Annotated in this window: 20 protein-coding genes; 6 read left to right on the top strand and 14 right to left on the bottom strand. The window is 54.2% G+C overall.

Annotation, left to right across the window (positions count from 1 at the left end):
• Positions 1–17 precede the first annotated feature (17 nt).
• The gene (locus KRAC_RS09745; RefSeq protein ID WP_040443214.1) at positions 18–836 is read left to right on the top strand and encodes a purine-nucleoside phosphorylase; all 819 of its coding nucleotides are present in this window, start codon (positions 18–20) and stop codon (positions 834–836) included.
• A gap of 4 nt (positions 837–840) precedes the next feature.
• Here the strand turns inward: KRAC_RS09745 and KRAC_RS09740 are convergent, their stop codons facing one another.
• Both KRAC_RS09740 and KRAC_RS09735 read right to left on the bottom strand, forming a co-directional pair.
• Positions 841–1,554, bottom strand: a complete 714-nt coding sequence (locus KRAC_RS09740) for a hypothetical protein (protein WP_007906524.1) — start codon at positions 1,552–1,554, stop codon at positions 841–843.
• A gap of 203 nt (positions 1,555–1,757) precedes the next feature.
• Positions 1,758–2,477: a hypothetical protein gene (locus KRAC_RS09735; protein ID WP_007906523.1), complete on the bottom strand. Its 720-nt coding sequence runs from the start codon at positions 2,475–2,477 to the stop codon at positions 1,758–1,760.
• A 384-nt stretch (positions 2,478–2,861) separates the two neighbouring features.
• On the opposite strand from KRAC_RS09735, the gene KRAC_RS09730 reads away from it, so the two are divergent.
• Entirely contained in the window at positions 2,862–3,110 is a 249-nt protein-coding gene (locus tag KRAC_RS09730) for a twin-arginine translocase TatA/TatE family subunit (protein WP_007906522.1), read from the top strand.
• A gap of 33 nt (positions 3,111–3,143) precedes the next feature.
• Positions 3,144–3,494 carry a 4a-hydroxytetrahydrobiopterin dehydratase gene (locus KRAC_RS09725; RefSeq protein WP_040443213.1) on the top strand — a complete coding sequence of 117 codons (351 nt, stop codon included), beginning with the start codon at positions 3,144–3,146 and terminating at the stop codon, positions 3,492–3,494.
• 58 nt (positions 3,495–3,552) lie between these two features.
• On the opposite strand, the gene KRAC_RS09720 is transcribed toward KRAC_RS09725, so the two are convergent.
• From KRAC_RS09720 to KRAC_RS09690, 7 genes are all read right to left on the bottom strand, one after another.
• The gene (locus tag KRAC_RS09720) at positions 3,553–4,218 is read right to left on the bottom strand and encodes an SDR family oxidoreductase (RefSeq protein ID WP_007906518.1); all 666 of its coding nucleotides are present in this window, start codon (positions 4,216–4,218) and stop codon (positions 3,553–3,555) included.
• 81 nt (positions 4,219–4,299) lie between these two features.
• Entirely contained in the window at positions 4,300–4,770 is a 471-nt protein-coding gene (ispF, locus tag KRAC_RS09715; RefSeq protein WP_040443210.1) for a 2-C-methyl-D-erythritol 2,4-cyclodiphosphate synthase, read from the bottom strand.
• Positions 4,771–4,772: 2 nt separating this feature from the next.
• Positions 4,773–5,468, bottom strand: a complete 696-nt coding sequence (gene ispD / locus KRAC_RS09710) for a 2-C-methyl-D-erythritol 4-phosphate cytidylyltransferase (protein ID WP_007906513.1) — start codon at positions 5,466–5,468, stop codon at positions 4,773–4,775.
• A gap of 191 nt (positions 5,469–5,659) precedes the next feature.
• The gene (locus KRAC_RS09705; protein ID WP_007906512.1) at positions 5,660–6,835 is read right to left on the bottom strand and encodes a PIN/TRAM domain-containing protein; all 1,176 of its coding nucleotides are present in this window, start codon (positions 6,833–6,835) and stop codon (positions 5,660–5,662) included.
• A 346-nt stretch (positions 6,836–7,181) separates the two neighbouring features.
• Positions 7,182–8,603 carry a DNA repair protein RadA gene (radA, locus tag KRAC_RS09700; RefSeq protein WP_040443209.1) on the bottom strand — a complete coding sequence of 474 codons (1,422 nt, stop codon included), beginning with the start codon at positions 8,601–8,603 and terminating at the stop codon, positions 7,182–7,184.
• Positions 8,604–8,764: 161 nt separating this feature from the next.
• Positions 8,765–11,296 (bottom strand): ATP-dependent Clp protease ATP-binding subunit, encoded by a 2,532-nt coding sequence (locus KRAC_RS09695; protein ID WP_007906509.1) that lies wholly within the window; start codon positions 11,294–11,296, stop codon positions 8,765–8,767.
• Positions 11,297–12,127: 831 nt separating this feature from the next.
• Complete coding sequence (locus KRAC_RS09690; protein WP_007906507.1) at positions 12,128–13,651, bottom strand: 30S ribosomal protein S1; 1,524 nt, start codon at positions 13,649–13,651, stop codon at positions 12,128–12,130.
• Positions 13,652–14,303: 652 nt separating this feature from the next.
• Between KRAC_RS09690 and KRAC_RS09685 the strand changes: the two genes are divergently transcribed.
• Positions 14,304–14,939 (top strand): NUDIX hydrolase, encoded by a 636-nt coding sequence (locus tag KRAC_RS09685; RefSeq protein ID WP_007906500.1) that lies wholly within the window; start codon positions 14,304–14,306, stop codon positions 14,937–14,939.
• Positions 14,940–15,725: 786 nt separating this feature from the next.
• Here the strand turns inward: KRAC_RS09685 and KRAC_RS09675 are convergent.
• The gene (locus tag KRAC_RS09675; RefSeq protein WP_007906496.1) at positions 15,726–16,673 is read right to left on the bottom strand and encodes a P1 family peptidase; all 948 of its coding nucleotides are present in this window, start codon (positions 16,671–16,673) and stop codon (positions 15,726–15,728) included.
• Between the two features lie 563 nt (positions 16,674–17,236).
• On the opposite strand from KRAC_RS09675, the gene KRAC_RS09670 reads away from it, so the two are divergent.
• Positions 17,237–17,782 carry a sigma-70 family RNA polymerase sigma factor gene (locus KRAC_RS09670; RefSeq protein WP_007906494.1) on the top strand — a complete coding sequence of 182 codons (546 nt, stop codon included), beginning with the start codon at positions 17,237–17,239 and terminating at the stop codon, positions 17,780–17,782.
• Positions 17,779–19,314, top strand: coding sequence for a WD40/YVTN/BNR-like repeat-containing protein (locus tag KRAC_RS09665; protein WP_007906492.1), 1,536 nt, complete (start codon positions 17,779–17,781; stop codon positions 19,312–19,314). Before KRAC_RS09670 ends, KRAC_RS09665 begins: the two co-directional genes overlap by 4 nt.
• Before the next feature lie 230 nt (positions 19,315–19,544).
• Here the strand turns inward: KRAC_RS09665 and rpe are convergent, their stop codons facing one another.
• From rpe to zwf, 4 genes are all read right to left on the bottom strand, one after another.
• Entirely contained in the window at positions 19,545–20,213 is a 669-nt protein-coding gene (rpe, locus tag KRAC_RS09660; RefSeq protein ID WP_007906490.1) for a ribulose-phosphate 3-epimerase, read from the bottom strand.
• An 18-nt stretch (positions 20,214–20,231) separates the two neighbouring features.
• Positions 20,232–20,978, bottom strand: a complete 747-nt coding sequence (gene pgl / locus KRAC_RS09655; protein WP_007906488.1) for a 6-phosphogluconolactonase — start codon at positions 20,976–20,978, stop codon at positions 20,232–20,234.
• 161 nt (positions 20,979–21,139) lie between these two features.
• Positions 21,140–22,417 carry a glucose-6-phosphate dehydrogenase assembly protein OpcA gene (locus tag KRAC_RS09650; protein WP_007906486.1) on the bottom strand — a complete coding sequence of 426 codons (1,278 nt, stop codon included), beginning with the start codon at positions 22,415–22,417 and terminating at the stop codon, positions 21,140–21,142.
• Positions 22,418–22,514: 97 nt separating this feature from the next.
• A complete protein-coding gene (gene zwf / locus KRAC_RS09645) occupies positions 22,515–24,065 on the bottom strand; it encodes a glucose-6-phosphate dehydrogenase (RefSeq protein WP_007906484.1) in 1,551 nt (516 codons plus the stop codon).
• Positions 24,066–24,254 lie beyond the last annotated feature (189 nt).

The raw sequence follows: 24,254 nt of genomic DNA, 5'->3' as shown, positions 1-24,254 counted from the left end.
TGATATACGAACAGGTGATGGAGGCGACGGAAGCTATTCAAGCTCGTGCGCCCCAGAAGCCCCTGGTGGGCTTGATTTTGGGGTCTGGGCTAGGAGACCTTGCCATGGAGATTGAGAACGCCGTAGCGTTGCCATACGAAGAAATACCATACTTTGCGCACTCGACTGTGGCTGGCCATGCAGGCCGATTACTTATTGGGACCCTGGCAGGCGTGTCTGTGGTTATCATGCAGGGGCGCTTTCACCTCTATGAGGGCTATAACGCGACCCAGATCACGCTGCCTGTGCGTGTCATGCATCAGCTGGGGGCAGAGACCCTGATCGTCACCAATGCCGCCGGTGGGGTCAATCCCGAGTATAAGCCGGGCGATGTCATGTTGATGAGCGATCATATCTTCTTACCGGGTATGGTGGGGATGAGTCCCCTGGTTGGACCCAATGATGAGCGCTTTGGCGTGCGCTTCCCGGCAGTCGCCAACGCTTACAACGCGGAACTACGAGCTATAGCACGTGATGCCGCACAGGACTGTCCGGATCTGCGTCTACACGAGGGTGTCTATACCATGGTTGTAGGTCCACAGTTTGAGAGCAAGGCCGAGCTGCGCTTCCTGCGCCTGATCGGCTCGGACGCAGTAGGCATGTCGACGGTGCCTGAGGCCGTAATTGCCCGGCATATGGAGATGCGTGTCCTGGGTATGAGCTTGATTACGAATACTGCGACGGGCGCGGAGCAAGAAGAGGTGGATCATGTAAGCGTGCTGGAGGTGGCGAACTCCGCGCGTCCGAAGTTCGCCGCCTTAGCTCGAGGGGTTCTGCGCAGGCTGGCCCTGCTATAAGCGGTTAGGCGGCTATAGTGACCTGCATATAGCTCCAGTTGAAGCGCTTTCCCTTCCAGTCAACAACGTAGACGAGATAGTATGTACCAGGTTGGACCGATGTACTGACCTGGTACTGCCAGCTAGCGGTCCCATCGTTATGACATGGTTGTAGCGATTGTGTGTTGCTGGAGAAGACCAGGGCACCCTGCTCCTCATTGGGAATTGGCTGTTCCAGATTATTGAGGTCTTTAAGAAGTGCATAGCTATCTTTGGTCAGGGCCTTGTTGGTCTCATCTGGATTTTTGGTAAGCCAGAGTTTGCATGTAATCTCAGGGGCTTTGAGTACAGCGCCTTGACATTTATTTGATCCATCGGTGCCTTTGGTCACAGCCTGGAGTGATGCTGTGTAGGGGGTTGTGCCATCAGGTTTTTGCGCGCCCGGGGGGTCGATTGTTGCTGTTGGGCATCCCAGGCTCGTTGCCGCCACATCGACTGTAGGCTGTGTCGTAGGGGAGGAAGTGGGAGTCTTTGTTTTTGTCGCAACCGGAGATTGTTTGGTAATATTCGTTGTGGGTGGTGTACTTTGGGGGGGGCGATTCATAGCCTTGAATGTGAAGCCAGAAAGCAGGCCTGTAATGGCAAACAGCAAGAGGGCGGTGGTGATTACTGTCTGGGAACGGCTCTTGGTATGGAGCGTGTCTGTGGTTGGTAGATTGTTACGATCATATTGTTGCATGCTGCAAGCGCTCTCTTCTTCTCATAAAATACTCTGTGCGTATATCTAAATATTTTGTTGATCCGTATTCATGATACCATGCAGGCGAGAAAGGGATTATGAAACAGGACTATGTGTAGCCCAAAATGGGGACGTGCTCATGCGAAGGTGAAACTGGCGGCATTTATAGGGGGGAAGCAAGGTGGCTCTGCTCGTTTGTGTGCTCAGGCGTGAGCCGCTTTTACTGTGAAATAGAGCCAGGTCCAGTTGGCGTATGTGCCATCCCAGTCTGTTAGCACAACGAGGTAGTAGGTCCCAGGCTTTACCTCGGGCGAGACGCCAAATTTCCAGGTTCCCTGTCCCTGGTCATTGCTTGCCTGTACCTGGGGCGTGGCGGCATCGAACTGGAGTCCGTTGGCGACCTCCTGTGAAAGAGGGGCCTGGAGTTTGTTGAGGTCTGACCAGGTAGATGCAGGAATATCGATGCGTTTGTTACTGGGAACTTTTGTCAGCCAGAGCCTGAAGGTGATGCCTTTCTGGTGAATGGCATTCCCAGATTTGGTACATGTGCCAGATTTATCGACAGCATGCGCTGAGAGCATATACGCAACCTCGCCGTTGGCTACGCCTTGATAGACGCCCTGATCGATCAAGGGGCAGTTGAGCGGAACTTTGGTGATGGGCGCGGTATGGGTGCTGGTCGCCGTAATGTGGGTTGTGGCGGCCAGCGCTTGTGGGCTTTTTTGCGGGCCTTTGAGGTGCTGGAAGATGCCCACGGTCAGGCCAAGGATCAATCCTGACAGCGCGAAGAGGAGCATAGCAATAATGATGACACCCACCACGCTTCCACCTTGTGTGTACGGCGGGCGTGGATTGATGGTGTGAGTGGGTGACAGATAACTGGCCTGTCCCCTTGAAGGTGTTTTAAATGACGATGCGGGCATGTGGCGTGTATGCTCTTTCTTGTGTCTTGCTGACTAATCTGTTTTCTTATCATACCATGCTTTAGTGAAGATGACATATGATTTCTGGCGCGATAGGCCAAATTGGTAATCTTGCGTGATCCAGATAGCCTGGGTCGCGAAAGAGAGGCCAACCGGCGTCATGGGGGAGAACCGGTTGGCCTACCCAGTGTAGGGGGTATGGGGAAGTGCTGGGTAGGGATAAGCCCTCTGTGAAAAGAGAACGCGTGTCTCTATCAATTTGGGGTAGTATTTTTTGCATGGTGAGATGCAAACAATATGGTAGAATATGGAAATGGAAGGATCATTGAGAGCGAGACCTGGGTACATAAACTGACCCATGACGCTCGACAAAGGAGTCTGAAAATGGGTTTTCATCCCTTAGAGCTTGCGGTTCTGGCCGTGGTGGTGCTGGCTATCTTTGGCCCAAAGACCCTCTCTTCGTTTATGCATGGTGCTGGTAAAACCATGGGACAGGCCAAGCAGGCCAAAGATAAGTTTATGGCTGAAGTACCGGTCGAGGACTTTTCAAAACTGAAAGACCAGGTGAATGCGGTCTCCAACCCTGGCAAGGCCGTGCAGAAATTGTTGCTTGAAGAGAAAAAAGCTGAATAGCGACGTTTCCGGGACAGGAAAGGGATGGTTGTGATGGCAGAACTGGCTTCTATGAAATGTGAGGCGTGCCGTGCTGAGTCACCTCGGGCCACAGCCGAAGAGATCAACAGCTATATCGCTGAAATTCCCGGCTGGAAGACTGTTGAGCATGAGGGCGTGTTGCACCTGGAGCGCCGGTATAAGGTCAAAGATTTTGCCACCGCCCTGGAATTGACAAACAAGATAGGGACCCTGGCAGAGCAAGAGGGGCATCACCCCGCCATTACGCTCCAGTGGGGCCTGGTGGATGTGGCGTGGTGGACGCATGCCATTCGCGGCCTGCATCGCAATGACTTTATTATGGCCGCCAAAACTGAAGAACTTTTTAAGGCCCTCAAAAAGTAGGCAGAATTTGAAGTAAGAAAGCAGGCAAGCAGGTGCTATTGCCTGCTTTTTTCTCTGGCTAGACGCGAAAGAGGCCTAGGCGAGTGGCGGGTCCCTGCCCTGAGAGGCTAATGACGTCTACGCTCTTGTTGCGTGCCTCTGGTTGCAGAAGGGCCTGTACTAGGACTTCTGCGGCGTCCTGGCGCGAAATCATACCATCGGTTGGCAGGGGATGGGGAGCCACAAAGATATCCTCGCCGCCTGGTTCGTTGTTCAGGCCTCCCGGGTGGACAATGGTATAGGTCAGACCGCTCGCGATTAAAGCCTGCTCGGCCTTATATTTGGCGCGGAGAACCCGGGTCAGGGGAGGGATGCGTTCGGGCTTGTTGGTGCTCATGGAAGAGCAAAGCACTACTTGCTGGATACCCGTTGCTTTCGCTGCCGCGATAAGATGCATAACAGAGGTGTATTCGCTCTCCCCGATAAGCTCCAGGTCGCTCATCGAGCGGGTGCCAATGGTGCTAATAACCGCGCTGACCCCCTGCATCGCATCCTCCAGCGTCTCCTTGTCAAGGTGTTCGCTGATCACAATTTCTGTATTGGATGAGTCCAGCCCCGCCGCTTTTTGTGCGCTACGAACGACAGCGCGGACGGGAATATGTTTTGCCTGGAGGGAGGCCACCACCTGGCGCCCTGTCTCGCCGTTGGCCCCCAGCACCAGGACACGTCCGGTAAATTCTGCCATGGATAATCTACCACTCCTTACAAAACATGTTTCTATGTGTCTATTGTATAGCGCGGTACTATCCTGGAATGTTGCCTATGGTTAGCGTTCTAGAAGCGCCACGGCCTGGCAGGCGATGCCTTCGCGTCGTCCGACAAAGCCCAGACCATCGGTGGTGGCGGCTTTCACACTGACCTGGTCAATATCCAGGCGCAGGTGTTTGGCGATGTGTTCACGCATGGCCAGGGAGTGCCCCGCGAGCTTTGGGCGCTGGGCAATAATCATCACATCAATGTTGCTGATTTTCCACTGATGCTGCTCCAGCAGGTCACGGGTATACTCCAGAAAAACGGTGCTGGGTTGATCCTTCCAGCGAGGATCTTCGGAGGGGAAGTGTTGCCCAATATCGCCGAGTGCCGCGGCTCCCATTAGCGCGTTGACCACGCTGTGCAGAACGGCGTCCGCGTCTGAATGGCCGGCCAGGCCATACTCATAAGGAATCTGGACGCCACCTAGAATGAGGGGGCGGTCGGGCGCGAAGGCGTGTACATCATAGCCAGTACCAATACGCATTGTCATTGTGTTTGTCCTTTAATAAATACTTCCGCAAAGAGGAGATCCTCCTGGGTGGTAATCTTGATGTTGGTGTACGAGCCAGGAAAGACGGCCACGGCATGCCCCAGGCGTTCAAGCAGGGTCGCATCATCCGTCATATCCTCCTGTGCGAGCGGCATATGATGGGCCTGGTGAATGAGGGGGAAGGCAAAGACCTGGGGAGTCTGCACAGCCCACAAGAGTGCGCGGTCAGGCGTCTCAGTAATGATGCCCTCGCGTACCTGTTTGATAGTATCTTTCACTGGAACGGCGGCAATGGCTGCTTGATGCTCTTGTGCGGCCTGGAGACCCGCGGCCAGGATGTCCTGGGTTACAAAGGGGCGCGCGGCATCATGGATCATGACCCAGCGGCAGGTGGGGACCTGTCGCGCCAGCTCGTCGAGTCCATACCGAACAGAGTCCTGGCGACGTGCGCCACCGGGAACGACCGCGATGACTTTTTGCCACTGCTCGTGCTGGCAGAGGTTGCGGACATCGGCAAGGCGCTCCGTGTTGGTCACAATCACAATGGTATCTATGAGAGGCGAAGCCTGGAAGGTATCGATGGTATGAGCCAGGGTCACGCGGCCCGCAAGCGAGAGCCAGAGCTTATCTTGGCCCTGCATGCGCCGGCTGGAACCCGCGGCCACAATAACGGCGGCTGACGTTTCTTGCATAGTGCTATGAGGAGCTATTCCTCGGCCTTTCTCCGTAGTGAGCGTGTGCTAGCGTCTCCCCGTGTTTCCTACCACCTGGAATGAGACGAGATGATAGGTGCTCAACGGGTCAAAAAGAAGGCACCCGCAGAGGGGTGCCGACCAGGTTTTTCAGTCTTGTGGAGGTGTGCCTTGCGCTGAAGGCGCACGCCTTATTGCATTTGTCGTTGTTTGGTTGGCGACTGAATGGATGTCGTGGTGGCTCCACTCTGAGGCTGTGGCTTGGGGTGAGCGAAGATCATGCGTCCCGCCACCGTTTGCAGAACGCGAGTAACAGTTACCTCAATGGTCATGTTCATATATGAGCGACCGTTCTCAACCACAATCATGGTGCCGTCATCGAGATAGCCAACACCCTGCCCAAGCTCTTTGCCATCCTGCATAATTTTAATGTGAATGTCTTCTCCTGGCAAGAGCACAGGTTTAATGGCATTCGCCAGCTCATTGATATTAAGGACTTTAATCCCCTGTAGTTCCGCTACGCGGTTGAGGTTAAAGTCATTGGTGATGATGGGGCAGTGAAGTTCTTTGGCCATCTTGACCAGCTTGCCATCTACATCGGCTATGCCCTCGATATCTGTATCAACGATCTCAATTGGCACGGTCGCATCTTTCTGCAAGCGGTTGAGAATCTCCAGACCACGACGTCCGCGATTGCGGCGCATGGTATCGGCGGAGTCGGCGATGCGCTGGAGTTCATTGAGCACAAAGCGCGGAACCGTCAGGGTGCCGCTGATGAAGCCGGTCTGGCCAATGTCGGCGATACGACCATCGATGATCGTGCTGGTGTCGAGCAGGATGGGAGACTGCACCCCTATCTGGAGGCCGCGGTCCTTATCGCGATCTTTGCGCTTGCTCTCGCGCTCACTCTCGCGTTCTTCGTCGCGCTCACGCCGGCGGAGCAGAGAGCTTTGGACGAGGCTGGCGATGTCGCTCTTGCGCATGACAGCAATCGCCACGCCCAGGTAGCCGAAGAGGACAGCTCCCACGAAGGGCAGGATATGTCCCACAGGCTCAGGCAGGCTGGTGAGTGGAATTGCCAGCAGGGCCGAGATGATCAGGCCAACCGTCAGGCCGATGGAGGCAGCTACTAGGTCGCTGGCGGCGGTTTTGCGGATCTTGTCGCGCATCCACACGTAGGGGATCACTGTCAAGTAGGGAGTGAGAATAAAGGCGATAATACCGACGATGACAGCGATGACAGCGATCCATTGCCAGCCAATAAGTGTGCGTGGTGGCACATGCGTGAGCTGGTAGACGTAGTAACTGACTACTGCCCCGATTGCTACGAGGCAGCCAATAATGCGTGATAAAGTGTTAACGAACATCCCTGCATCCTCCGTCGCAGTGCACGGTAAAGTGCATAAAGTAAGTATGCGCTCAAATGGCAGTGTTTTGCGTGCCTGTGCAGGTAACGGCGGTGATAAAAACAAGAAAGAATAAGTGCGAAAAATGTTGCCTATTCCTGCGACACACGAGTGCATGTTTACAAGCTAGCAGAAAAATGCCTATTGCGCAACGAAAACAACGTATTGATTACGCAGTATACATGTTTTCTGTACAGGTATCAACAACCATACGAAGACTTGCCTTTCTCCCGTTGAGAATAGTGACACAGCAAGACGCGTAGAAGACTTGCATGCGTAATAGAGAGATCATGTGATTGCTCTATTACTAGTGTAGTGCAATCTCCAACGCTACCGCAAGACTACTTGCAGTAAGCACTTGAAAGCCACCAGGTAGTCCTGCCTCTTCTAGTTCGGCGCGGACGCGTGCGCCTTTGCCGACTGCGCTGGGAACGATACAGCGTTTAAAGCCAAGTTTGGCTGCCTCGCGGACGCGCATCGCCAGGCGGCTCACGGCTCGTAATTCTCCTGAGAGTCCGACCTCGCCGATCAGAACCATATCGGAGGGGACATTCTTCTCGCGATAACTCGACGCAATGGCCGCGGCCACACCTAGATCGATGGAAGGTTCCTCCAGGTTAAAACCGCCGATGACGTTGGCATAAACATCATGGCTACCGACCGCCAGCCCGACGCGTTTGGTCAGGACAGCCAGGAGCATCAGGAGGCGATTATGATCGATGCCATTGGTAGTGCAGCGGGCATTGCCGAAATTGCTGGGAGTAACCAGGGCCTGTACCTCAACGAGCAGCGGGCGTGTTCCCTCCATGCTCACCACAATAGCCGAGCCAGTGGCATCCGCGTCGCGATCAGCCAGGAAGACGGCCGAGGGATTGGAAACCTCTACCATGCCCTCGCCCTGCATCTCGAAGACGCCAACCTCGTGGGTTGCGCCAAAGCGGTTTTTTACACCACGCAGCAAGCGATAGGAGTGATAGCGCTCGCCCTCCAGGTAGAGCACGGCATCCGCGATGTGTTCAAGCGCCTTGGGGCCAGCAACGGTCCCTTCTTTTGTTACGTGCCCAATGATGAAAACGGGGACATGGCTGCTCTTGGCAAGCTGCATGAGCTGCAAGGTACATTCGCGCACCTGGCTAATGCTACCAGGGGCGGCGGTGAGATGGCTAGCAATCAGTGTCTGGATCGAATCGACAATCAATAGTGATGGTTTGAGGCGATGCACAGCCTCTGTAATCGTGTCCAGCTCAATGGAAGCCAGGAGGTAGAGGCGCTCACCCGCGATCTCCAGGCGTTCCGCGCGCATCTTCACCTGTTCGACCGATTCTTCGCCCGAGACATAGAGAACTGGCCCGACCTGTTGAGCAATCGCGCCTGAGACCTGGAGTAAAAGTGTTGATTTACCGATACCAGGTTCGCCACCAATGAGAATGACAGAGCCTGGAACGAGACCACTCCCTAGCACGCGATCCATTTCTGGATAGCCCACGGAGATGCGGGGCTGACTAAGGGGTTGGATCTCGGGAAGGACAACTGGCACGTTGGTGCCTTGGGTGAGTGGGGCATGCGTGAGGAGAGCCTGGCGACGTTGTTGGGTCGCGTTCTGGCTCGGTGAGGTCTCTGCGACCTCTTCCAGCGTATTCCATGCACCACAATCGGGGCATTTCCCCATCCACTTATTCTGTTCACCACCACATTGCTGACAGACGTATTTTGTGCGTACTTTTGCCATATTAACGCTTTGAATGTTATAGGCGAGAGAAAATACAAGGGCTGCCTGAAAAATCGTCAGGCAGAAAGATCTGTCCAGTTCGCGAAAAGCAAGCGGAACAAGTCTTACGTCGACAAGAAGAAATGTGGGGCATGTTGTAGCATGCCCCACGGACTTGTCTCCTAGGATTCGGAACCGGAAGGATTACCTTCGCTACCAGCCGAGAGCGCGGCCTCGGGAGCTGCGGGAGGCGGCAATTGCTCGATGCGATTGCGAACTTGTAGGTCAAGATCGCCCTCCACAATGCTTGCCTCGATCAGGTCACCAGGATGGAACTTACCCTGGAGCAGACCTTCCGCCAGCGGATCTTCGACCATACGCTGAATGGTGCGGCGCAACGGGCGAGCACCATACTGCGGATCGAAGCCCTTCTCAATCAAGAAGTCCTTCGCGGGCTGCGGTACGACTAGTTCAACCTGCTGCTCGGTCAGCTGTGTGCGGACGCGGTTGAGCAGGAGATCGACGATCGAGTACATCTCCTCCATCCGCAGGGAATGGAAGACGATGACCTCGTCGATACGGTTCAGGAACTCAGGTTTGAAGGTATTGCGTAGTTCGCCGAGCACCTTCCCCTTCATGGACTCGTATTCGGCCTGGTTGGCCTTCGCCTTGTCCTTCGACTGGCGGAAGCCCATGGAAGCTTCCTTGTTTAGCAAGGAGGCACCGACGTTCGATGTCATGATGATGACGGTGTTACGGAAGTCTACAGTGCGTCCCTTGGCGTCTGTCAGCTTACCATCTTCAAGGATCTGAAGCAGCATGTTGAAGACATCGGGGTGGGCCTTCTCGATCTCGTCGAGCAGGATCACACTATAGGACTTACGACGCACGGCCTCGGTGAGCTGACCGCCCTCTTCATAGCCGACATATCCAGGAGGGGCACCAACCAGGCGAGCCGCGGCATGGCGCTCCATGAACTCTGACATGTCAATTTTGATCAGGGCCTCTTCGCTGCCGAACATGAACTCGGCAAGCGTGCGAGCAAGCTCAGTTTTACCAACGCCGGTGGGACCCATGAAAATGAAGGAACCAATCGGACGTTTGGGATCTTTCAGGCCGGCGCGTGCGCGGCGGACGGCGCGCGAGATCTTCTCGATAGCCTCGTTCTGACCGATAACGCGGGAGTGGAGCGCCTCTTCCATCTGGAGTAAACGCTGAGACTCTTCCTGTGCGATGCGCATTACCGGGATTCCGGTCCACATCGACACGATCTGAGCGATCTCTTCCTCGCCAACGGTCGGCTTATCGGAGCCGCGCTCTTTCTGCCAACCGGACTCAAGCTTCGCGATACGCTCGCGCAGCTTCACCTCGCGGTCGCGCAGTTCGGCAGCCAGTTCATACTCTTGCTGCTGAATAGCGGCTTCTTTCTCGCGTAGGACCGATTCCAGACCTTTCATGGCTTCTTTAAGATTGAGAGGAGCGAGTGAGTTTTGCATACGCACACGGCTGGCTGCCTCGTCGATCAGATCGATAGCCTTGTCGGGCATAAAGCGGTCGGTAATATAGCGACTGGCCATTTCGGTTGCGGCTCTGAGGGCCTCATCGGTGATAATCAGGCGATGATGCTGCTCATAGCGTTCGCGGATACCCTTGAGGATCTCAATGGTTTCCTCAACCGAAGGCTCACGGATAATAACTTCCTGGAAGCGGCGCTGAAGTGCGGCGTCGCGCTCGATGTACTTGCGATACTCGTCGAGCGTGGTGGCACCGATACACTGTAACTCACCGCGTGAGAGGGCGGGTTTGAGAATGTTGGCAGCATCGACCGCGCCTTCAGCGGCACCGGCACCGACCAGGGTATGCACCTCGTCGATAAAGATGATGCAATCGCGACTATTGCGAATTTCCTCAATAATTTTCTTGAGGCGTTCCTCAAACTCACCTCGATATTTGGTACCAGCGACCAGCGAGCCAACATCAAGTGTCAGCAGGCGTTTATTGGCGAGGGTCTCAGGAACCTCACCAGACACCAGGCGTTGGGCCAGCCCTTCCACGATTGCCGTTTTACCAACACCCGGTTCACCAATAAGCGCGGGATTGTTTTTATTGCGGCGGGAGAGAATCTGGATGACACGTTCAATTTCCTGGTGGCGACCAATGACCGGGTCGAGCGTGCCAGCACGAGCGGCTGCGGTCAGGTCAATGCCCATCTGGTCGATGGTAGGTGTTTTCGAATGCTTCGCATCTCGTTCATGGGGAGGATTAGATTGACTAAGCACCTGAATGGTCTGAGTGCGGACCTTTTCAAGGTTGACACCCAGGCTCTCCAGAACGCCTGCGGCAATGCCTTCGCCTTCACGAACCAACCCGAGCAGGAGATGTTCTGTACCGATATAATGGTGATTCAGGCGACGAGCCTCATCGACAGCCAGCTCGATGACCTTCTTCGCACGAGGCGTCAGGCCGATCTCGCCGAGCACGATGCGGTCTCCGCGCCCGATAATAAATTCAACGGCGCTACGAACTTTGTTCAGTTCGACACCGAGATTTGCCAATACTTTGGCAGCAACACCCTCTCCTTCACGCACAAGGCCGAGTAGAAGATGTTCTGTACCGATATAGTTGTGTTGGAAGCGCTGGGCTTCCTCTTGAGCGAGACTCAGAACTTTTCTGGCGCGCTCTGTGAATTTATCAAACCTATCTCTATCGTTCACCTGTTTGTCACCCCCCTTTCAGTGGCAGAGGGTGGAACCGAGCCCTCTGTGTCGCTCAGGTAAACCGTGTGATTCATCATACAACACCCAACATACAGCGTCAAGGATAACAACCGTAGCCTCCCGTCTGTCGTTATACGTCTATACGTCTCATACTGCTTACTGAGAAACAATCGACCTCTTAACCAATTCCTATAGTAGAGGAACGCGTCCTGAAGAAGTTGTCTGCTTCATCTGTTCAGGTGCGCGGCCTTTGTCGCGTGTGCGCGACGAAAGCGAGAGAGAAAAACTGGTTCAAAAAAGCCTCCCTCTGTGTGAATGTCTCAGCCATTCCTGCGTAGGATTGGGATGGTCACTGGGTGATAAGCAGGGAAATGGGACAACTGAGATAGGCACGTGGTCTGGAAATGGAACACTGTTCTTGCCAGCGCCCGGTGTGTAAAGAGGGAGACAGATTGCTAAGGTGCAAGTGACGCAAGTGAGATAGACTCTCTTGTACTCTGACCAAAAGTGAAGTGTGTCCAGTTTTATCCTCCCCCACCACCTCGACGTTGGAAAAAATTCCTTGAACCTCTCGAACCCTTTTAAAAGGATTGCGAAAACCGACGCTATTAACTGCGCATTTCATCATACTACACGGAATTTTGCGCGTCAAGAAGGCCCAAAAGTGCTATGTGTGCAACGTTTAAAAAGGGTAGCTACATGTAAATGCGGTCAATATAACAAGGAACCTCCCAACTACCTCGCGTATGCGATAGGTAGCGGGGAGGTAGAAACTTTATGGTGCGAGCCACAGCTATGCTGGTTGTGGCTCGCACCAGAGCGCTGCTCTTATTCAGCAGGCTCAGTCTCGTCCTTGGAGCGCTGGCGAGCTGCGGCGCGGAAGGCCTCAGCCATCGCGGTCGTCTCGCCCTCGTCCTCCGCTTTGCTTTCGGCGCCACGCTCACGTTGAGGTGCGCGCTCACGCTTGCGCTCTTCCGTGGGGGCCGTGCTCTCAAGGGAGGGCGTGGTGGACTCCAGGGAAGGCATGGGCTCACGCGTGGCCGAAGCGGCGGTTGAAGCGGCCTCTTCCGTGGTGGCGCTTGCCTCTGGCTGCTGTTGCTCAGCACCCTCTGGCTCTAGCTCGTCTACCTGGCGCAGGCTCAATCCGAGGCGACGACGCTCGGGATCGATGCGTAGGATGCGAAGCTGCAACTGGGCGCCTTCCTGCAAGATCGACTTAGGATCAGTGCCGGGAGCCAGCTCAGAGTGGTGGATCAGACCCTCGATGCCATCTTCAATGCGCGCAAACGCACCGAAGGGAGCGATCTTGGTGACTGTGCCATTGACGAGCTGACCAGGCGTGTAGCGCTGCTCAACCGTGGTCCAGGGATCGACCTCTGCGCGCTTGATCGAGAGGGCAATTTTCTTGCGCTCCTTATCAACGCTGAGGACCTGTACCTCGACCTCCTGGCCGACATGCAATACTTCGCTTGGATGATTGACGCGGCTCCAGGCCAACTGGCTGATGTGGACCAGTCCATCTGCACCACCCAGATCGACGAAGGCACCGAAGTTGGCCAGATTGCTGACCACACCCTTGCGTACTTCGCCGGGCTTAAGCTCCTCGAGAAGCTCTTCGCGGCGACGCTGGCGCCATTCCTGAACGGCCATACGCTCAGAAAGGATCAAGCGGTTGCGCGCGCGATTGATCTCGATAATCTTGAGTTGGAGCTCTTTGTCTTTCATCGCCTGCAACTTGGCCGCGGTCTCTTGATTCTCGCCGCCAGCTGCGACCTCTTCCCGTTTGAGGTTGAGGATCTGAGAGATAGGCACGAAACCACGGATGCCGTTCACGTCAACGATCAAGCCGCCCTTGTTAAAGTCAATGACTTTGGCTTTGAGAAGCTCGCCGTTTTTGAACTGCTCTTCCGCGATGCGCCACTGGCGCTCGGTGTTGGCTCGCTTGAGCGAGAGAACTGCATGTCCCTCCGACGTCTCTGGCTGAATAACATAGACCAGAACTTTGTCGTCGTTGTGCAGCTCCTCAAAGGAGCCATAACCACTGGAGGGCAGCTCTCGCGTGGAGAGAACGCCTTCTGACTTCAAGCCGATATCAACCAGGATCTCATCCTGATCGATACGCACGATAACACCTTCAACGACATCGCCTCGTTTGATACCGATTGTCATTGGCGAGGACGCCAGCAAGGCTTCCATGTCGTTCTGGTTGAAGTCTTCCACGTCTTCGTGCGTGATGCTTGGATTGTTGTTTTCTACTTGAGGATCATTGCCTTCGATCATCGTCTGTACCCGCCCGCTGTTAGGATTTTCCGCTGGCATTGTCGAAAGGTCGCCGTGCTTTTCTACTTGCATGGGTGAAACCCCCTTCGATCCACGGTTTTTGCCCGTTTCAGAGGAACACTCCAGCCCAGTTTCTCGTTTTGTGCATGCGGTAAAAAATGCTTTATGCTGCTCTATGCTTGTCTTCATGTTTGCTGGCACATGGCCAGAATGAGTTGTGAAAACGAGATGGACCTTCAGTTTTTTATGCCTGGGGAGTGTGCCATCGGAATTGGGCTTATCGGAGGAGATGCTTAGGCGGTAGTCGTTTCGGCCATCAATACAGCTTCTGGCTAGCCAGAATATCTGTCGCGACCTGTTGCTTTGCTCTACAGAACGGTGATACGAAACGATACGCACAGGCAAGGTAGGCCCTAGTTAAGACACAGAAACGCGCCTGGACAAAGCATACCCCCACTCGATGTTGTAATTATACCAAAAGCCGTCCTTGAATGCAAGACAATACGCGGCCTTTTCGCAATGCTCTCCGATGTTTTTCTATCTTTCACATTGTATCATAATAATGCAAGCCCCTTTCACTGAGACAAACCGGCCCTCATAAAGGCCATCCGTTCCTACCCATCATGAAAAGTCTTCGCCTCGCAAGCACGCCTCAATGATCTCAATGGTAAGATAGTGGACATGTGCAGGCGCGAAGGCCCAAGGGGTATGCTAAAATAGAGATATGGATGGAAGAGTTCTACAGGAGCGCACCCTGCTCCTCACACACCTGCGCACCTACCTGGAGGCGCCTGAACACGCTCATTTCTTAGATGATCAATTGGAAGGTCATCAGCCGGGGGCGCGCCAGGCGGCGGTCTTGCTTGTCTTGTTCGAACATGAAGGCGAGCTTTCACTGCTTTTTATTCGTCGTGCCAGCACGCTCCGCGCGCACAGCGGCGAGATTGCCTTTCCCGGAGGAAGCGCCGAATCTCAAGATGCTTCGCCCGTTGAAACCGCTCTACGCGAGGCCTGGGAAGAGATTGGTCTCGCGCCTGAACGCGTTGAGATTCTAGGCGCCATGCCACCAGTCTTTACAGTGGTCAGTAACTTTTTGATTGTGCCTGTGGTCGGCTACCTTCACCAGGGACCTGGCGAGTTACGACTTCAGGAGAGCGAGGTGGCCGAATTGATCGTCGCGCCCTTGCGCGCCCTGACTGATCCCGCCATTCAACGCGTGGAGCACTGGACGCGTGGAGAGAAGACACGCACTGTCTACTTTTTCGATTATGGAACGTATTGTATATGGGGCGCGACAGGACGTATCCTGGCCGCGTTGCTCTCGATCCTGGATACCCACGATGCCGGATCGTCTTTGTAGGAAAGCCAGGAAAGCTACCAAATAGTTCTATTACTCTTGCTAATCCCTCTGTTTTGACTACAATTAAGAGTGTAACGCGATGGCTTGTAGTGCGTTCGTCGTACGATGTCTCTTGACGTAGTGGTTGGTCTGTAGCACCCCAAGTGGAGAAGACAGTGACATTGCCAACGTCCGATGCCCAGTTTGCACAACTTTGGCCGCAGAGACTCCCCATTCAATCACACTCGATGCCTGTTGATACCTCTTCAACCTATCCTCCTTTTTCCCTCACCCCCACTCTCTGTGTGCCCAAAGCGAACGTGCAACTGGCCGATACGTTGCTTTACTCTCGCTGGATGCTACCCCAAAAGAGCGAAATGCTCACTACGCCAGGCGCTGTTTCCTCTTATGCCGAGCACTACGTGAGTAGTAGCCCGTTGGTACAGCCAGGACAAAAAAGCGTTGTGCACGCGATGTTTTCCTCATATATAATGCGTTCTTTTCGCCTCCTGTCGCAGCTGGAGAGCGGACATTTTTGTCGTATTGATATACCAGGCTTGTAAAGCTACTATCTTACTCTAGAAATTGCATATAGTCGAAGAGAAGAGAGAGAAGCGCTATCGCTGCAAAATAACAATTGAAAAAATCAGGCCGAGGCGTGTAAGCAGAATATCGCATATCCGCTGTTGCGCACGTACCTGCCAGGAGGGTTTAGGTCTCTCTTGCGCCGGAGAAGGAGCGTGCGCCCTGAAAAAGGAAGCCCCTTTCGCGTTCCTTTGAGGAGTTACTCAAGGGGCTGGCGCTTACTTATGCCTGAGCGGCGGGGATGCTATGGAGCGTTCGGGCGTGACGAATGGCTTTGATAATGGCACGTGCGAGCGTCTGGGCTGCGGCAGCTCCTATAATGCTGACGCGCTGCGCTGCTTGTGCTGAAGGGAGCCGTGGCGTGTCGCGTGGACCAAGCGCCAGGGCGTAGATGGCGTCGCCATCAAACATGGTGTGCACCGGGCGTATGACCTGGGCCATACCATCGTGCGCCATTTGCGCGACTTTGGTACACTCTGCTTTGTTCAGCGAGGCTGTGGTCGCAATCGCGGCTATCGTCGTGTTACTAAAGGGATTGGCGGCAAGTGTGTCAGATCCCAGGAGTTCTCGTGTGCCTGCGATGACCTGCTGCGTCTCTGGATCATGAATATTGCCCAGCGCGTTGACTACGACCAGGGCTGCTATAAGCGTGCCATCGGGTAGTCGTGTGCTCGCTGATCCCAGGCCACCTTTCATCGCGAGCAGAGGGCTGACGAGCTTGCCTACGGTCGCCCCGGTTCCCGCGCCTACATTTCCCTGGATAACAGGGTCGCTGCTGGCTTGCAGACAGGCGCGGTAGCCTGCCTCTGCGTCTGGACGGATATGTGGCGAGCCGAAGGCGAGATCAAATATGGCGGCTGCGGGGACAATCGGCACCCGTGCGACCCCAGTATCTACGCCTCTGTGCTGCTCCTCAAGGTAGCGCATGACGCCAGCCACCGCCTGTAGCCCGAAGGCGCTTCCGCCGGTGAGCAGAACGGCGTGAACCTCGTCCACCATATGAATTGGATTGAGGAGATCTGTCTCGTGGGTGGCGGGAGCGCTGCCCCGTACGTCGACGCCGCCTACGGCGTCACTATCGCAGAGAAGAACGGTACACCCTGTTCCTGCCGTAAGATCTGTGTCGTGTCCGACACGAATGCCGGGGATGTCGGTGATGTCGTCATGCATAAATACTGCTCCATCCTGTGCTTATACGCTTCTTCCTATAGGAGACGACAGTAGAGTCCTCAAAAAATATAGGAAATGGATTCGATAGATTGAGACATACCTATTATAGTTCCAAAAACCAGAACGTGGTGTAACGAAATCCTGCGCACTATTGACCGCTTGTTTTCGCTACTTTTCGCTTGCTTTCAGGCTTTGTGAGGGGAACGACAATCCTCACCGGATGGACTACCAGTGATGCAAGCATCCCTTTACCATCCTCTACCCGCTCTGACCCGAAGGCGTCAGGGGAAACGCACAGGTAGCGGGTCCAGATCAAGCAAACTGGCTTTAGACGTGTAGGATTCTTCGGTGATCTCGACACAAATACCAACCAGGTGCGCCTTATAGGTCAACATATCAATATGTCCAATGAGTAGAAAAAAAAGAAGGTTGCATAATCAAGCGCAATTCATGATCCTCGCCCTCACTCTTTATGTCACATTTTCCTTCCTTTGGCATCTATATAGAAGAACTTGAAAACCCATCGCTCTCTGTGACAAAAGAGCCTTCAAAAGGAGAGTTGTATGCTGCAACCAGATGAAGACACACCTCCGGCAGATCATGATCAGCTCTTTGATCGCTATCATCCAGTCATCTTTGCATACATACGTTCATATGCTCTCTCACGTGAGGATGCTGAAGACATGACCCTGGATACATTTACCATAGCGTTAGAGAACAGTGACATTATTACGTGGGAGGGACCAAGACAACTTGCCTGGCTGAAACGAGTGGCTCACAACAAACTGATGGAACACTATCGCCATCTCCGGCGCCATCCTGTTATCGCTCTCGACCTTCTCGCCGATATCATCCCAGACAGTAGTACTCCCGAACAGATGGCGTTACGGAACGAAAGCTATTCACAATTACGACTCTATATTCGGCAACTCCCCCCTTTGCAGCAGCAACTCTTGCTTCTACGCTATGGGCAGGGGCTACCAACTTTGGAGATCGCTACGCTACTGCAGAAAAGTAATCAGGCGACCCGCAAACTGCTTTTACGTACCATTTGCTCTTTGAGAACAATGTATGCTCGTTCCCCTGAGAAGAAAGGAGAGAGACGATGAATCAGTATGAGTACAAAGACCTTCTTCCAGAAGAAAGGGACAATGTTGAGCTTCTTGCACAATTACAGAACATCCATCGCACGACGTCAGAAGATGAGCAGTCTCTCAAACACCTGCGAAAGCGCTGGTATAAGATGCGTCAAGAAGAGTCCTCGAAACCCAACGCCATCTCACCCAGACCAAAAAACATACAATCACGCATCAATCCTCTTAAAAGGGGAGACACCAAAGGGAGAGCCTGGCTACGCCCTTTGAATGCAGTTGCAGCCATTCTCGTCGTCTGTCTTTTAACTGGGGCATTCCTCTTCACCATTTCTGCTCTCAAACAGAGAACAAAGACAACCGCCACGCAGGGAGAGGGGACATCCGGGATATGGCTTGGTTTCAGACAAACACTCGCTATGTTTGATGAACAAGTGGGTTGGATGATGGATAACCAACTCTCGACAAAAGAAGGCTACACGCCAGTGTGGCATACAACCGATGGAGGAAAACACTGGCAACAGATCACACCCAATCTCACGCTTCATAAAGAATTCTCGTGGTCACTCTATGTACGCGATAAGGTGACGGCCTGGCTCATCACCAGGTATGATGGAGAAAGGTATGCTGCACTTTACCGGACTCTTGATGGGGGAAAGACCTGGCAACGTTTCGCTTGGCCTTATGCATCAGAACCCCTGGATTTTATGACGTTTACCGATCAGAATCATGGGTGGAACTTGCTTGTGACCTCGCCTTTTGTCATCAATCTTGGCGATGTCAGAACGGGGAATTATGTGAGCGAGGCTGACAAAGGACTTCAGCAGTTTTTGCTCCATACTCGTGATGGAGGAAAATCCTGGCAAAAGATTGGTCCACTTCCAATCGCTGGAAGGATTGAGCAAGTCCAGTTCCTTGATGAACAAACGGGGTGGATCACAAGTGAGACGGTTACCCAGAAAAAAGGCGCGCCTCTTCCAGAACATACTGGGTACCTCTATATGACGCATGATGGGGGACGTAGCTGGCAACGACAGTCGCTAGATACCGCCCTGACAGGGATCAAAGCAAATGCCTATCTCGATCTTACTTTTTTTAACAAGCGAGAAGGGTATGTCTACGCGGAATATGGTCTTATTGGCGTCAACTTACAGTATTACTTGTATGTGACCCATGATGCGGGCCAATCCTGGCAAAAGAGTGGGAACGCCCTTCCCTGGGGGAAGGATATAGGCCTCATCATCCCTCCTTTGGAGATACCCAAACAACAAGTGCTCCCTGATGGCCAGCACATTGCAGAATACCAGGTAAACGCGTTTCCTTCTGAGATAGAAGCTATCAACACCTTCTCGTTGATCAATGGCCGCTGGCAACAAAAGCAAACCACTTTTCAGCGTCACAATCCTACTGCTAACGGTATCATAAGTGGTTTTAGCTTCCTTTCCACTCAAAGAGGATTTGTCATGATCCAAGTAGGGCAAAGGGGTCGAGAGTTCTACCACACCATCGATGGAGGCAAAACGTGGCAGAAAGTGGGCCTTCTCTCCTGAGCATTTCCGTTTCCGCTCGGATACGTTCCATGGAGAGGGTGGTGGGATTGACCAATGCGACTGGAGGCAACGAACAGTAGAAACGCTCGATTGGAACCGGGACTCGGAAAGGGAGCAGATCACGGTAAGGCTCTCTTCAACCAGGGGAAGACAGGGAGAGAGCAAAGAGGAAGAGGCTCAAGTGATGTTGTTTCATTTGAGCCTTTTCCTCGTTATTCTCCAGATCCTGGTTAGAGCCTCTCGCTGGTCGCAGCTCGCTGTAGGCGCTCAATGGCCTGCTTAACTGTTTCGCGCTGGTTATAGACCGAGGAGCCAGCGACCAGGAGGTTTGCCCCGGCTTTGACAACGCTTGCCGCGGTCTTCTCAGAGATACCGCCATCGACCTCGATATCGCAGGAGAGGTTACGCTCGGCCAGCATGCGGCGCAGTTCCACGATTTTGGGCAGGGTCTCAGGAATGAAGTCCTGACCCCCAAAGCCGGGATTCACCGTCATGATGAGTACCATATCGAGGAGCGAGAGCACATCCTTCAAGAGGAAAACAGGCGTAGAGGGATTGAGCGCTACGCCAACCCGTCTCCCCGTCGCTTTAACCTGTTGGATGACGCGGTGCAGGTGCGGGCACACCTCCTGGTGCACGATAATCACATCGGCGCCTGCCTGGGCGAAGGTCTGAATATACTCCTGGGGATTGGTGATCATCAGGTGAGCCTCAAGCGGGAGCCTGGTGCTGCGGCGAACCGCCTCGACTACCAGGGGACCCATCGTGATGTTGGGCACAAAATGCCCATCCATCACATCGATCTGGATACGCCCGGCCCCTCCCGTTTCAGCGTCGCGGACCTGCTCCCCAAGGCGGGTAAAGTCGGCAGAGAGGATGGAAGGAACGATCTCGACCATGCTTCTTTTCCTTCTTTCTTACGCCTTATGCGTGAGTTGTGAGGCTGCCGCAGTATCGAAGAGCCAGGTCACATCACCCTGTGTGGGCTGGACCAGCTGCGCTGGGTACTCGTCAGGGTTGCGTGCTCCTTCAATGACTTCTTTGACGGCTTCTGCCTTATCCTGGCCCGTGACCAGGAAGAGCACATGGCGCGGAGCCTGCAAGACAGGAGGCGTAAGGGTCAGGCGCGCAGGGGGAGGCTTGGGTACGCTCACAGGCATGACCAGGCGCTCACGCTCCTGAAGCGAGGGCTGATGTGGGAAGAGGGAGGCGGTATGGGCCTCGGGTCCCATGCCTAAGAGAATCAGGTCAAAGGCGGGGGTGCCAGAGGTGCCAAAGACGCGGCGCATCTCCTCGGTATAGGCTTGAGAGGCTGCGTCGCGATCCTTCTCCTCGGCATGCATGCGGTGAATCTGGCTGGCGGGAATGGGAACTTTGCTCAGCATGGTGTCCATCGCCAGGCGGTAGCTGCTATCCTCGCTCTCGGGCGGCACGCAGCGCTCGTCAGACCAGAAAATATCGACCAGGTTCCAATCAATCTGGCTGGTGTAGGGTTCGGCGGCGAGTAGTTTAAAAAGTGCTTTAGGGGTATTGCCGCCAGAGAGCGCAAAGGTAAAGCGCCCATGTGAGACGATGGCTTCTTGCGCGACTTGAATAACGTAGCGAGCCGCAGCCTGGCTGAGTGTGTCCAGGCTGGAGTAGACGGAGATATGTCTATTTTGCATGTTTGTTTCTCTCCTACAAAGCTGACTGAGTAGTACACGATGTGCAGGTCTTTGGCGTGACATCTCACGCCTGTGGCGCTCGCCCTGGTATGTGGTGAGGTGCAGTCTGGCAGCCAGTGGCTGCCAGACTGCACCTCACCACATACCAGACGTGCCTGTTGTTATTCTACAAGAAGTCTATAGACTTCATTGAGCGCGGCCTCAAAGAGGCGATCATGTCCTAGAATCTCTAGCTCATCGTGCAGCAAGGTGCTGGCTATGCGCGAGGAACTTTGTCCCAGGCTAACGGTGCGTTGATGGCGTGTGCCTTCGGGTAGCTCGACCGAGGTGATCGCATATTCCGCGCCATCGGCGCGATCAATGGCAAAGGTCGCATGTTTATCATCGAGGGCACTTAAGATACGGACCAGGCAGAGTGAGCCAGGTGTGAGCGCGGGTTCAACACGAGGGCGAATGGTAATACTGCCACGCCCACTATGAACCAGGAGTTCATCTGTGCCTGGTAATTGGAGCTTGCCCGTGGCGTGTGATGTATGCCAGGAATGCTCGCCCGTCTCTGGATGATGCTGGTTCCGTTCATTGGCGGTATCGATCTGCCAGTTCAGGCTCTTGAGTAGCCAGGCGGAAAAGAGGAGCGCGCGCGTTGGATTGACGGTAGGAGTTGTAGGACTGCTGCCGTTCGCGCCAGTGGTGTCCCTGGTAGGTGAAATGGCGTGCTCAATCTCTATTTGATAGATGCCGCTCAAGTAGTCTTGATAGGCGGGCACATCGAAAAATTGCGCGACCAGTTGACGCCAGGGCGTGATGCGCCCCCAATTAAGATCGCTGAGCGCCCAGCTGGAGTTCTCCGCCGTGTCTTGCAGGTGCGCTGCCAGGCGAGCCAGGCTATTCTCTGGCTGAAGGAAGCTTTCGGAATCGACAATGACGCGATTGCTTGTCTGTGCCAGGTGCGAAAAGAGGGTCTCATCACGGGGCGGATCCTGGAGCCACCACAGATAAATGGGAAGCTCTGGTTTGAGCAAGGGCTGGATGATCGTAGCTGCGGAGCGAAGAGCGGACCCACTGAGCATGATCGTAATCTGTTCAAAGTTGTGGCGCATGATATCGGAGATGACTGGAAACGAGCGGAGGGTCACCCACGTGCTGACCTCGGTGGGTGAACTTTCGCTGGTATCAAGGATGAGCAGTATGACGCGCGCAATATGGGTACTACAGAGATCGCGAAGCAGTGAGCTAGCGCGCTGCGCTGTGGCTATGTCCGGCGCACAGATGACAAAATTGAGGACACTGGCGCGCACATTCACATTCTGGCTAATGCGCACGTTGTCGGCGGACAGGTGCCAGAGCGAGGTGAGAATCTCCTCGGCCTCTTCCATGCGTACCGGTTTACCAGCCCAGGGGAGATGCACGCCTGGGTTTTCAAAGGATGCCTTCGTCATTCCCGTTCCCCTTCATCAAAGTGAACTTCATTGTTCATGTGGACTGCGTTGTGCTACATCTTTTATCGCTACAAACTAAGCATACAGGCTGTTATAATCAAGGACGGCGCCAGCGGAAGCCATCTCGCCAGATGAACTCATCGGAGCCCTGGGGTCCCCACGTACCAGACTCATAGGTATGAATGGTGGCAGGTGACTCGTTCTTCCAGGCATCAAGAATGCCCTGTACAAAGGTCCAGGCGGCCTCTACCTCGTCGCGGCGGGTGAAGAGGGTTGAGTCGCCGAGCATGGCATCAAGCAAGAGACGCTCGTAGGCCTCGGGCTGCTCGCGTACGAAGGACGAGCCGTAGAAGAAGTCCATATTAACCGAGCGAATCTGCTGATCGGTACCCGGTACCTTGGCACCGAATTTCAAGGAGATACCTTCATCTGGCTGGATACGCAGCGTCAAGACGTTTGGTTCGACCTGCCCCTGAGCATCATTTTGCTTAAAGATCATCAGAGGTGGCTGCTTAAATTGAATGGCGATCTCTGTGACACGCTTGGGAAGGTGTTTGCCTGTTCTCAGGTAGAATGGAACGCCTGCCCAGCGCCAGTTGTCAATGAACAATTTCATGGCAACATAGGTCTCGGTGTAGGACGTTGGTGAGACGCCGTTCTCGCTCAGGTAGCCGCCGACCTGGTGTCCACCGACATAGCCAGCCGTGTATTGGGCGCGTATCGTGTTTTGGAGGGCCTCGCGACCAGAGAGCGGCTGAAGCGCGTGGAGCACTTTCACCTTTTCGTCGCGGACCGCGTTGGCATCAAAGGCAATGGGGGGTTCCATGGCTACCAGCGTCAGCAACTGGAGCATATGGTTTTGAATCATATCGCGGATGGCGCCTGACTCTTCGTAGTAGCCACCGCGGCCCTCAATGCCGATATTCTCGGCAACAGTAATCTGGACATGATCGATATAGCGCCGGTTCCAGATAGGTTCGAAGATGCCATTGGCCAGGCGGAAGACCAGGATATTCTGGACGGTCTCTTTCCCCAGGTAGTGGTCAATGCGATAGATCTGATCCTCTTTAAAGACCTTACCGATCTGGCGGTTCAACTCGCGAGCAGAAGTGAGATCATGACCAAAGGGTTTCTCGACAATGATGCGCGTCCACCCTTTACGGTTGCGGTTGAGACCAACGGCCCCCAGGTTCTGAATAATGGTAGGATACTGGCTGGGTGGCGTGGATAGGTAGAAGATGCGATTGCCACTGGTGCCCCGCTCCTGGTCAAGGCGGTTGAGTAGAGCTGCGAGTTTCTCATAGCCTTCTGGCTCATGGAAGTCGGATTGCAGGTAGAAGATGCCATTGGAGAAGCTCTCCCAGACCTGCTCGTTTACTGGCTTCTGACGAGAAAACTCGTTGATAGAGTCGAGCGCCTGTTTGCGAAAGACCTCATCATTGTAAGGACGGCGTGCGAATGCCACGACAGAGAAGCCTGCGGGCAGGGGATGTTCCAGGGCCAGGTTATAGAGCGCTGGCAGCAACTTGCGGTGAGTCAGGTCGCCGGTAGCGCCGAAGATGACCATCACGCATGGTTCTGGGCTCTGTTTAATGCGTAGCCCCTCGCGAAAGGGGTTGGGCGCTTCGACTACGCTACGCTGAGGCATGAGTGTAATCTCCTCATTCAAGAATGTGTAATCTAAGACATGTAATCTAAGATCGTGTTGTCAAACTCTGGTAACGCCGGTCTCCTGGTGCTTGTTAGTCCAGCAGATAGTTCGTCTCTACAAGAAGTATAACCCCTCATGGTAGCATCTGGCTACCTGCCATGGAGAAAAGAACCGGTGATAAGCGAA

The sequence above is a fragment of the Ktedonobacter racemifer DSM 44963 genome (assembly GCF_000178855.1).
Classification (GTDB): Bacteria; Chloroflexota; Ktedonobacteria; order Ktedonobacterales; family Ktedonobacteraceae; genus Ktedonobacter; species Ktedonobacter racemifer.
This window is presented reverse-complemented; position numbering and strand designations above follow the sequence as displayed.

Bases quoted from the DNA above. Each gene is read 5' to 3' on its own strand.
- KRAC_RS09665 (WP_007906492.1), top strand. From the start codon at position 17,779: ATGAATCAGTATGAGTACAAAGACCTTCTTCCAGAAGAAAGGGACAAT.
- KRAC_RS09650 (WP_007906486.1), bottom strand. From the start codon at position 22,417: ATGACGAAGGCATCCTTTGAAAACCCAGGCGTGCATCTCCCCTGGGCT.
- KRAC_RS09670 (WP_007906494.1), top strand. From the start codon at position 17,237: ATGCTGCAACCAGATGAAGACACACCTCCGGCAGATCATGATCAGCTC.
- KRAC_RS09720 (WP_007906518.1), bottom strand. From the start codon at position 4,218: ATGGCAGAATTTACCGGACGTGTCCTGGTGCTGGGGGCCAACGGCGAG.
- KRAC_RS09675 (WP_007906496.1), bottom strand. From the start codon at position 16,673: ATGCATGACGACATCACCGACATCCCCGGCATTCGTGTCGGACACGAC.
- ispD (WP_007906513.1), bottom strand. From the start codon at position 5,468: ATGCAAGAAACGTCAGCCGCCGTTATTGTGGCCGCGGGTTCCAGCCGG.
- radA (WP_040443209.1), bottom strand. From the start codon at position 8,603: ATGGCAAAAGTACGCACAAAATACGTCTGTCAGCAATGTGGTGGTGAA.
- ispF (WP_040443210.1), bottom strand. From the start codon at position 4,770: ATGCGTATTGGTACTGGCTATGATGTACACGCCTTCGCGCCCGACCGC.
- KRAC_RS09725 (WP_040443213.1), top strand. From the start codon at position 3,144: ATGGCAGAACTGGCTTCTATGAAATGTGAGGCGTGCCGTGCTGAGTCA.
- KRAC_RS09705 (WP_007906512.1), bottom strand. From the start codon at position 6,835: ATGTTCGTTAACACTTTATCACGCATTATTGGCTGCCTCGTAGCAATC.
- KRAC_RS09730 (WP_007906522.1), top strand. From the start codon at position 2,862: ATGGGTTTTCATCCCTTAGAGCTTGCGGTTCTGGCCGTGGTGGTGCTG.
- KRAC_RS09685 (WP_007906500.1), top strand. From the start codon at position 14,304: ATGGATGGAAGAGTTCTACAGGAGCGCACCCTGCTCCTCACACACCTG.
- rpe (WP_007906490.1), bottom strand. From the start codon at position 20,213: ATGGTCGAGATCGTTCCTTCCATCCTCTCTGCCGACTTTACCCGCCTT.
- pgl (WP_007906488.1), bottom strand. From the start codon at position 20,978: ATGCAAAATAGACATATCTCCGTCTACTCCAGCCTGGACACACTCAGC.
- KRAC_RS09690 (WP_007906507.1), bottom strand. From the start codon at position 13,651: ATGCAAGTAGAAAAGCACGGCGACCTTTCGACAATGCCAGCGGAAAAT.
- zwf (WP_007906484.1), bottom strand. From the start codon at position 24,065: ATGCCTCAGCGTAGCGTAGTCGAAGCGCCCAACCCCTTTCGCGAGGGG.
- KRAC_RS09740 (WP_007906524.1), bottom strand. From the start codon at position 1,554: ATGCAACAATATGATCGTAACAATCTACCAACCACAGACACGCTCCAT.
- KRAC_RS09735 (WP_007906523.1), bottom strand. From the start codon at position 2,477: ATGCCCGCATCGTCATTTAAAACACCTTCAAGGGGACAGGCCAGTTAT.
- KRAC_RS09745 (WP_040443214.1), top strand. From the start codon at position 18: ATGGAGGCGACGGAAGCTATTCAAGCTCGTGCGCCCCAGAAGCCCCTG.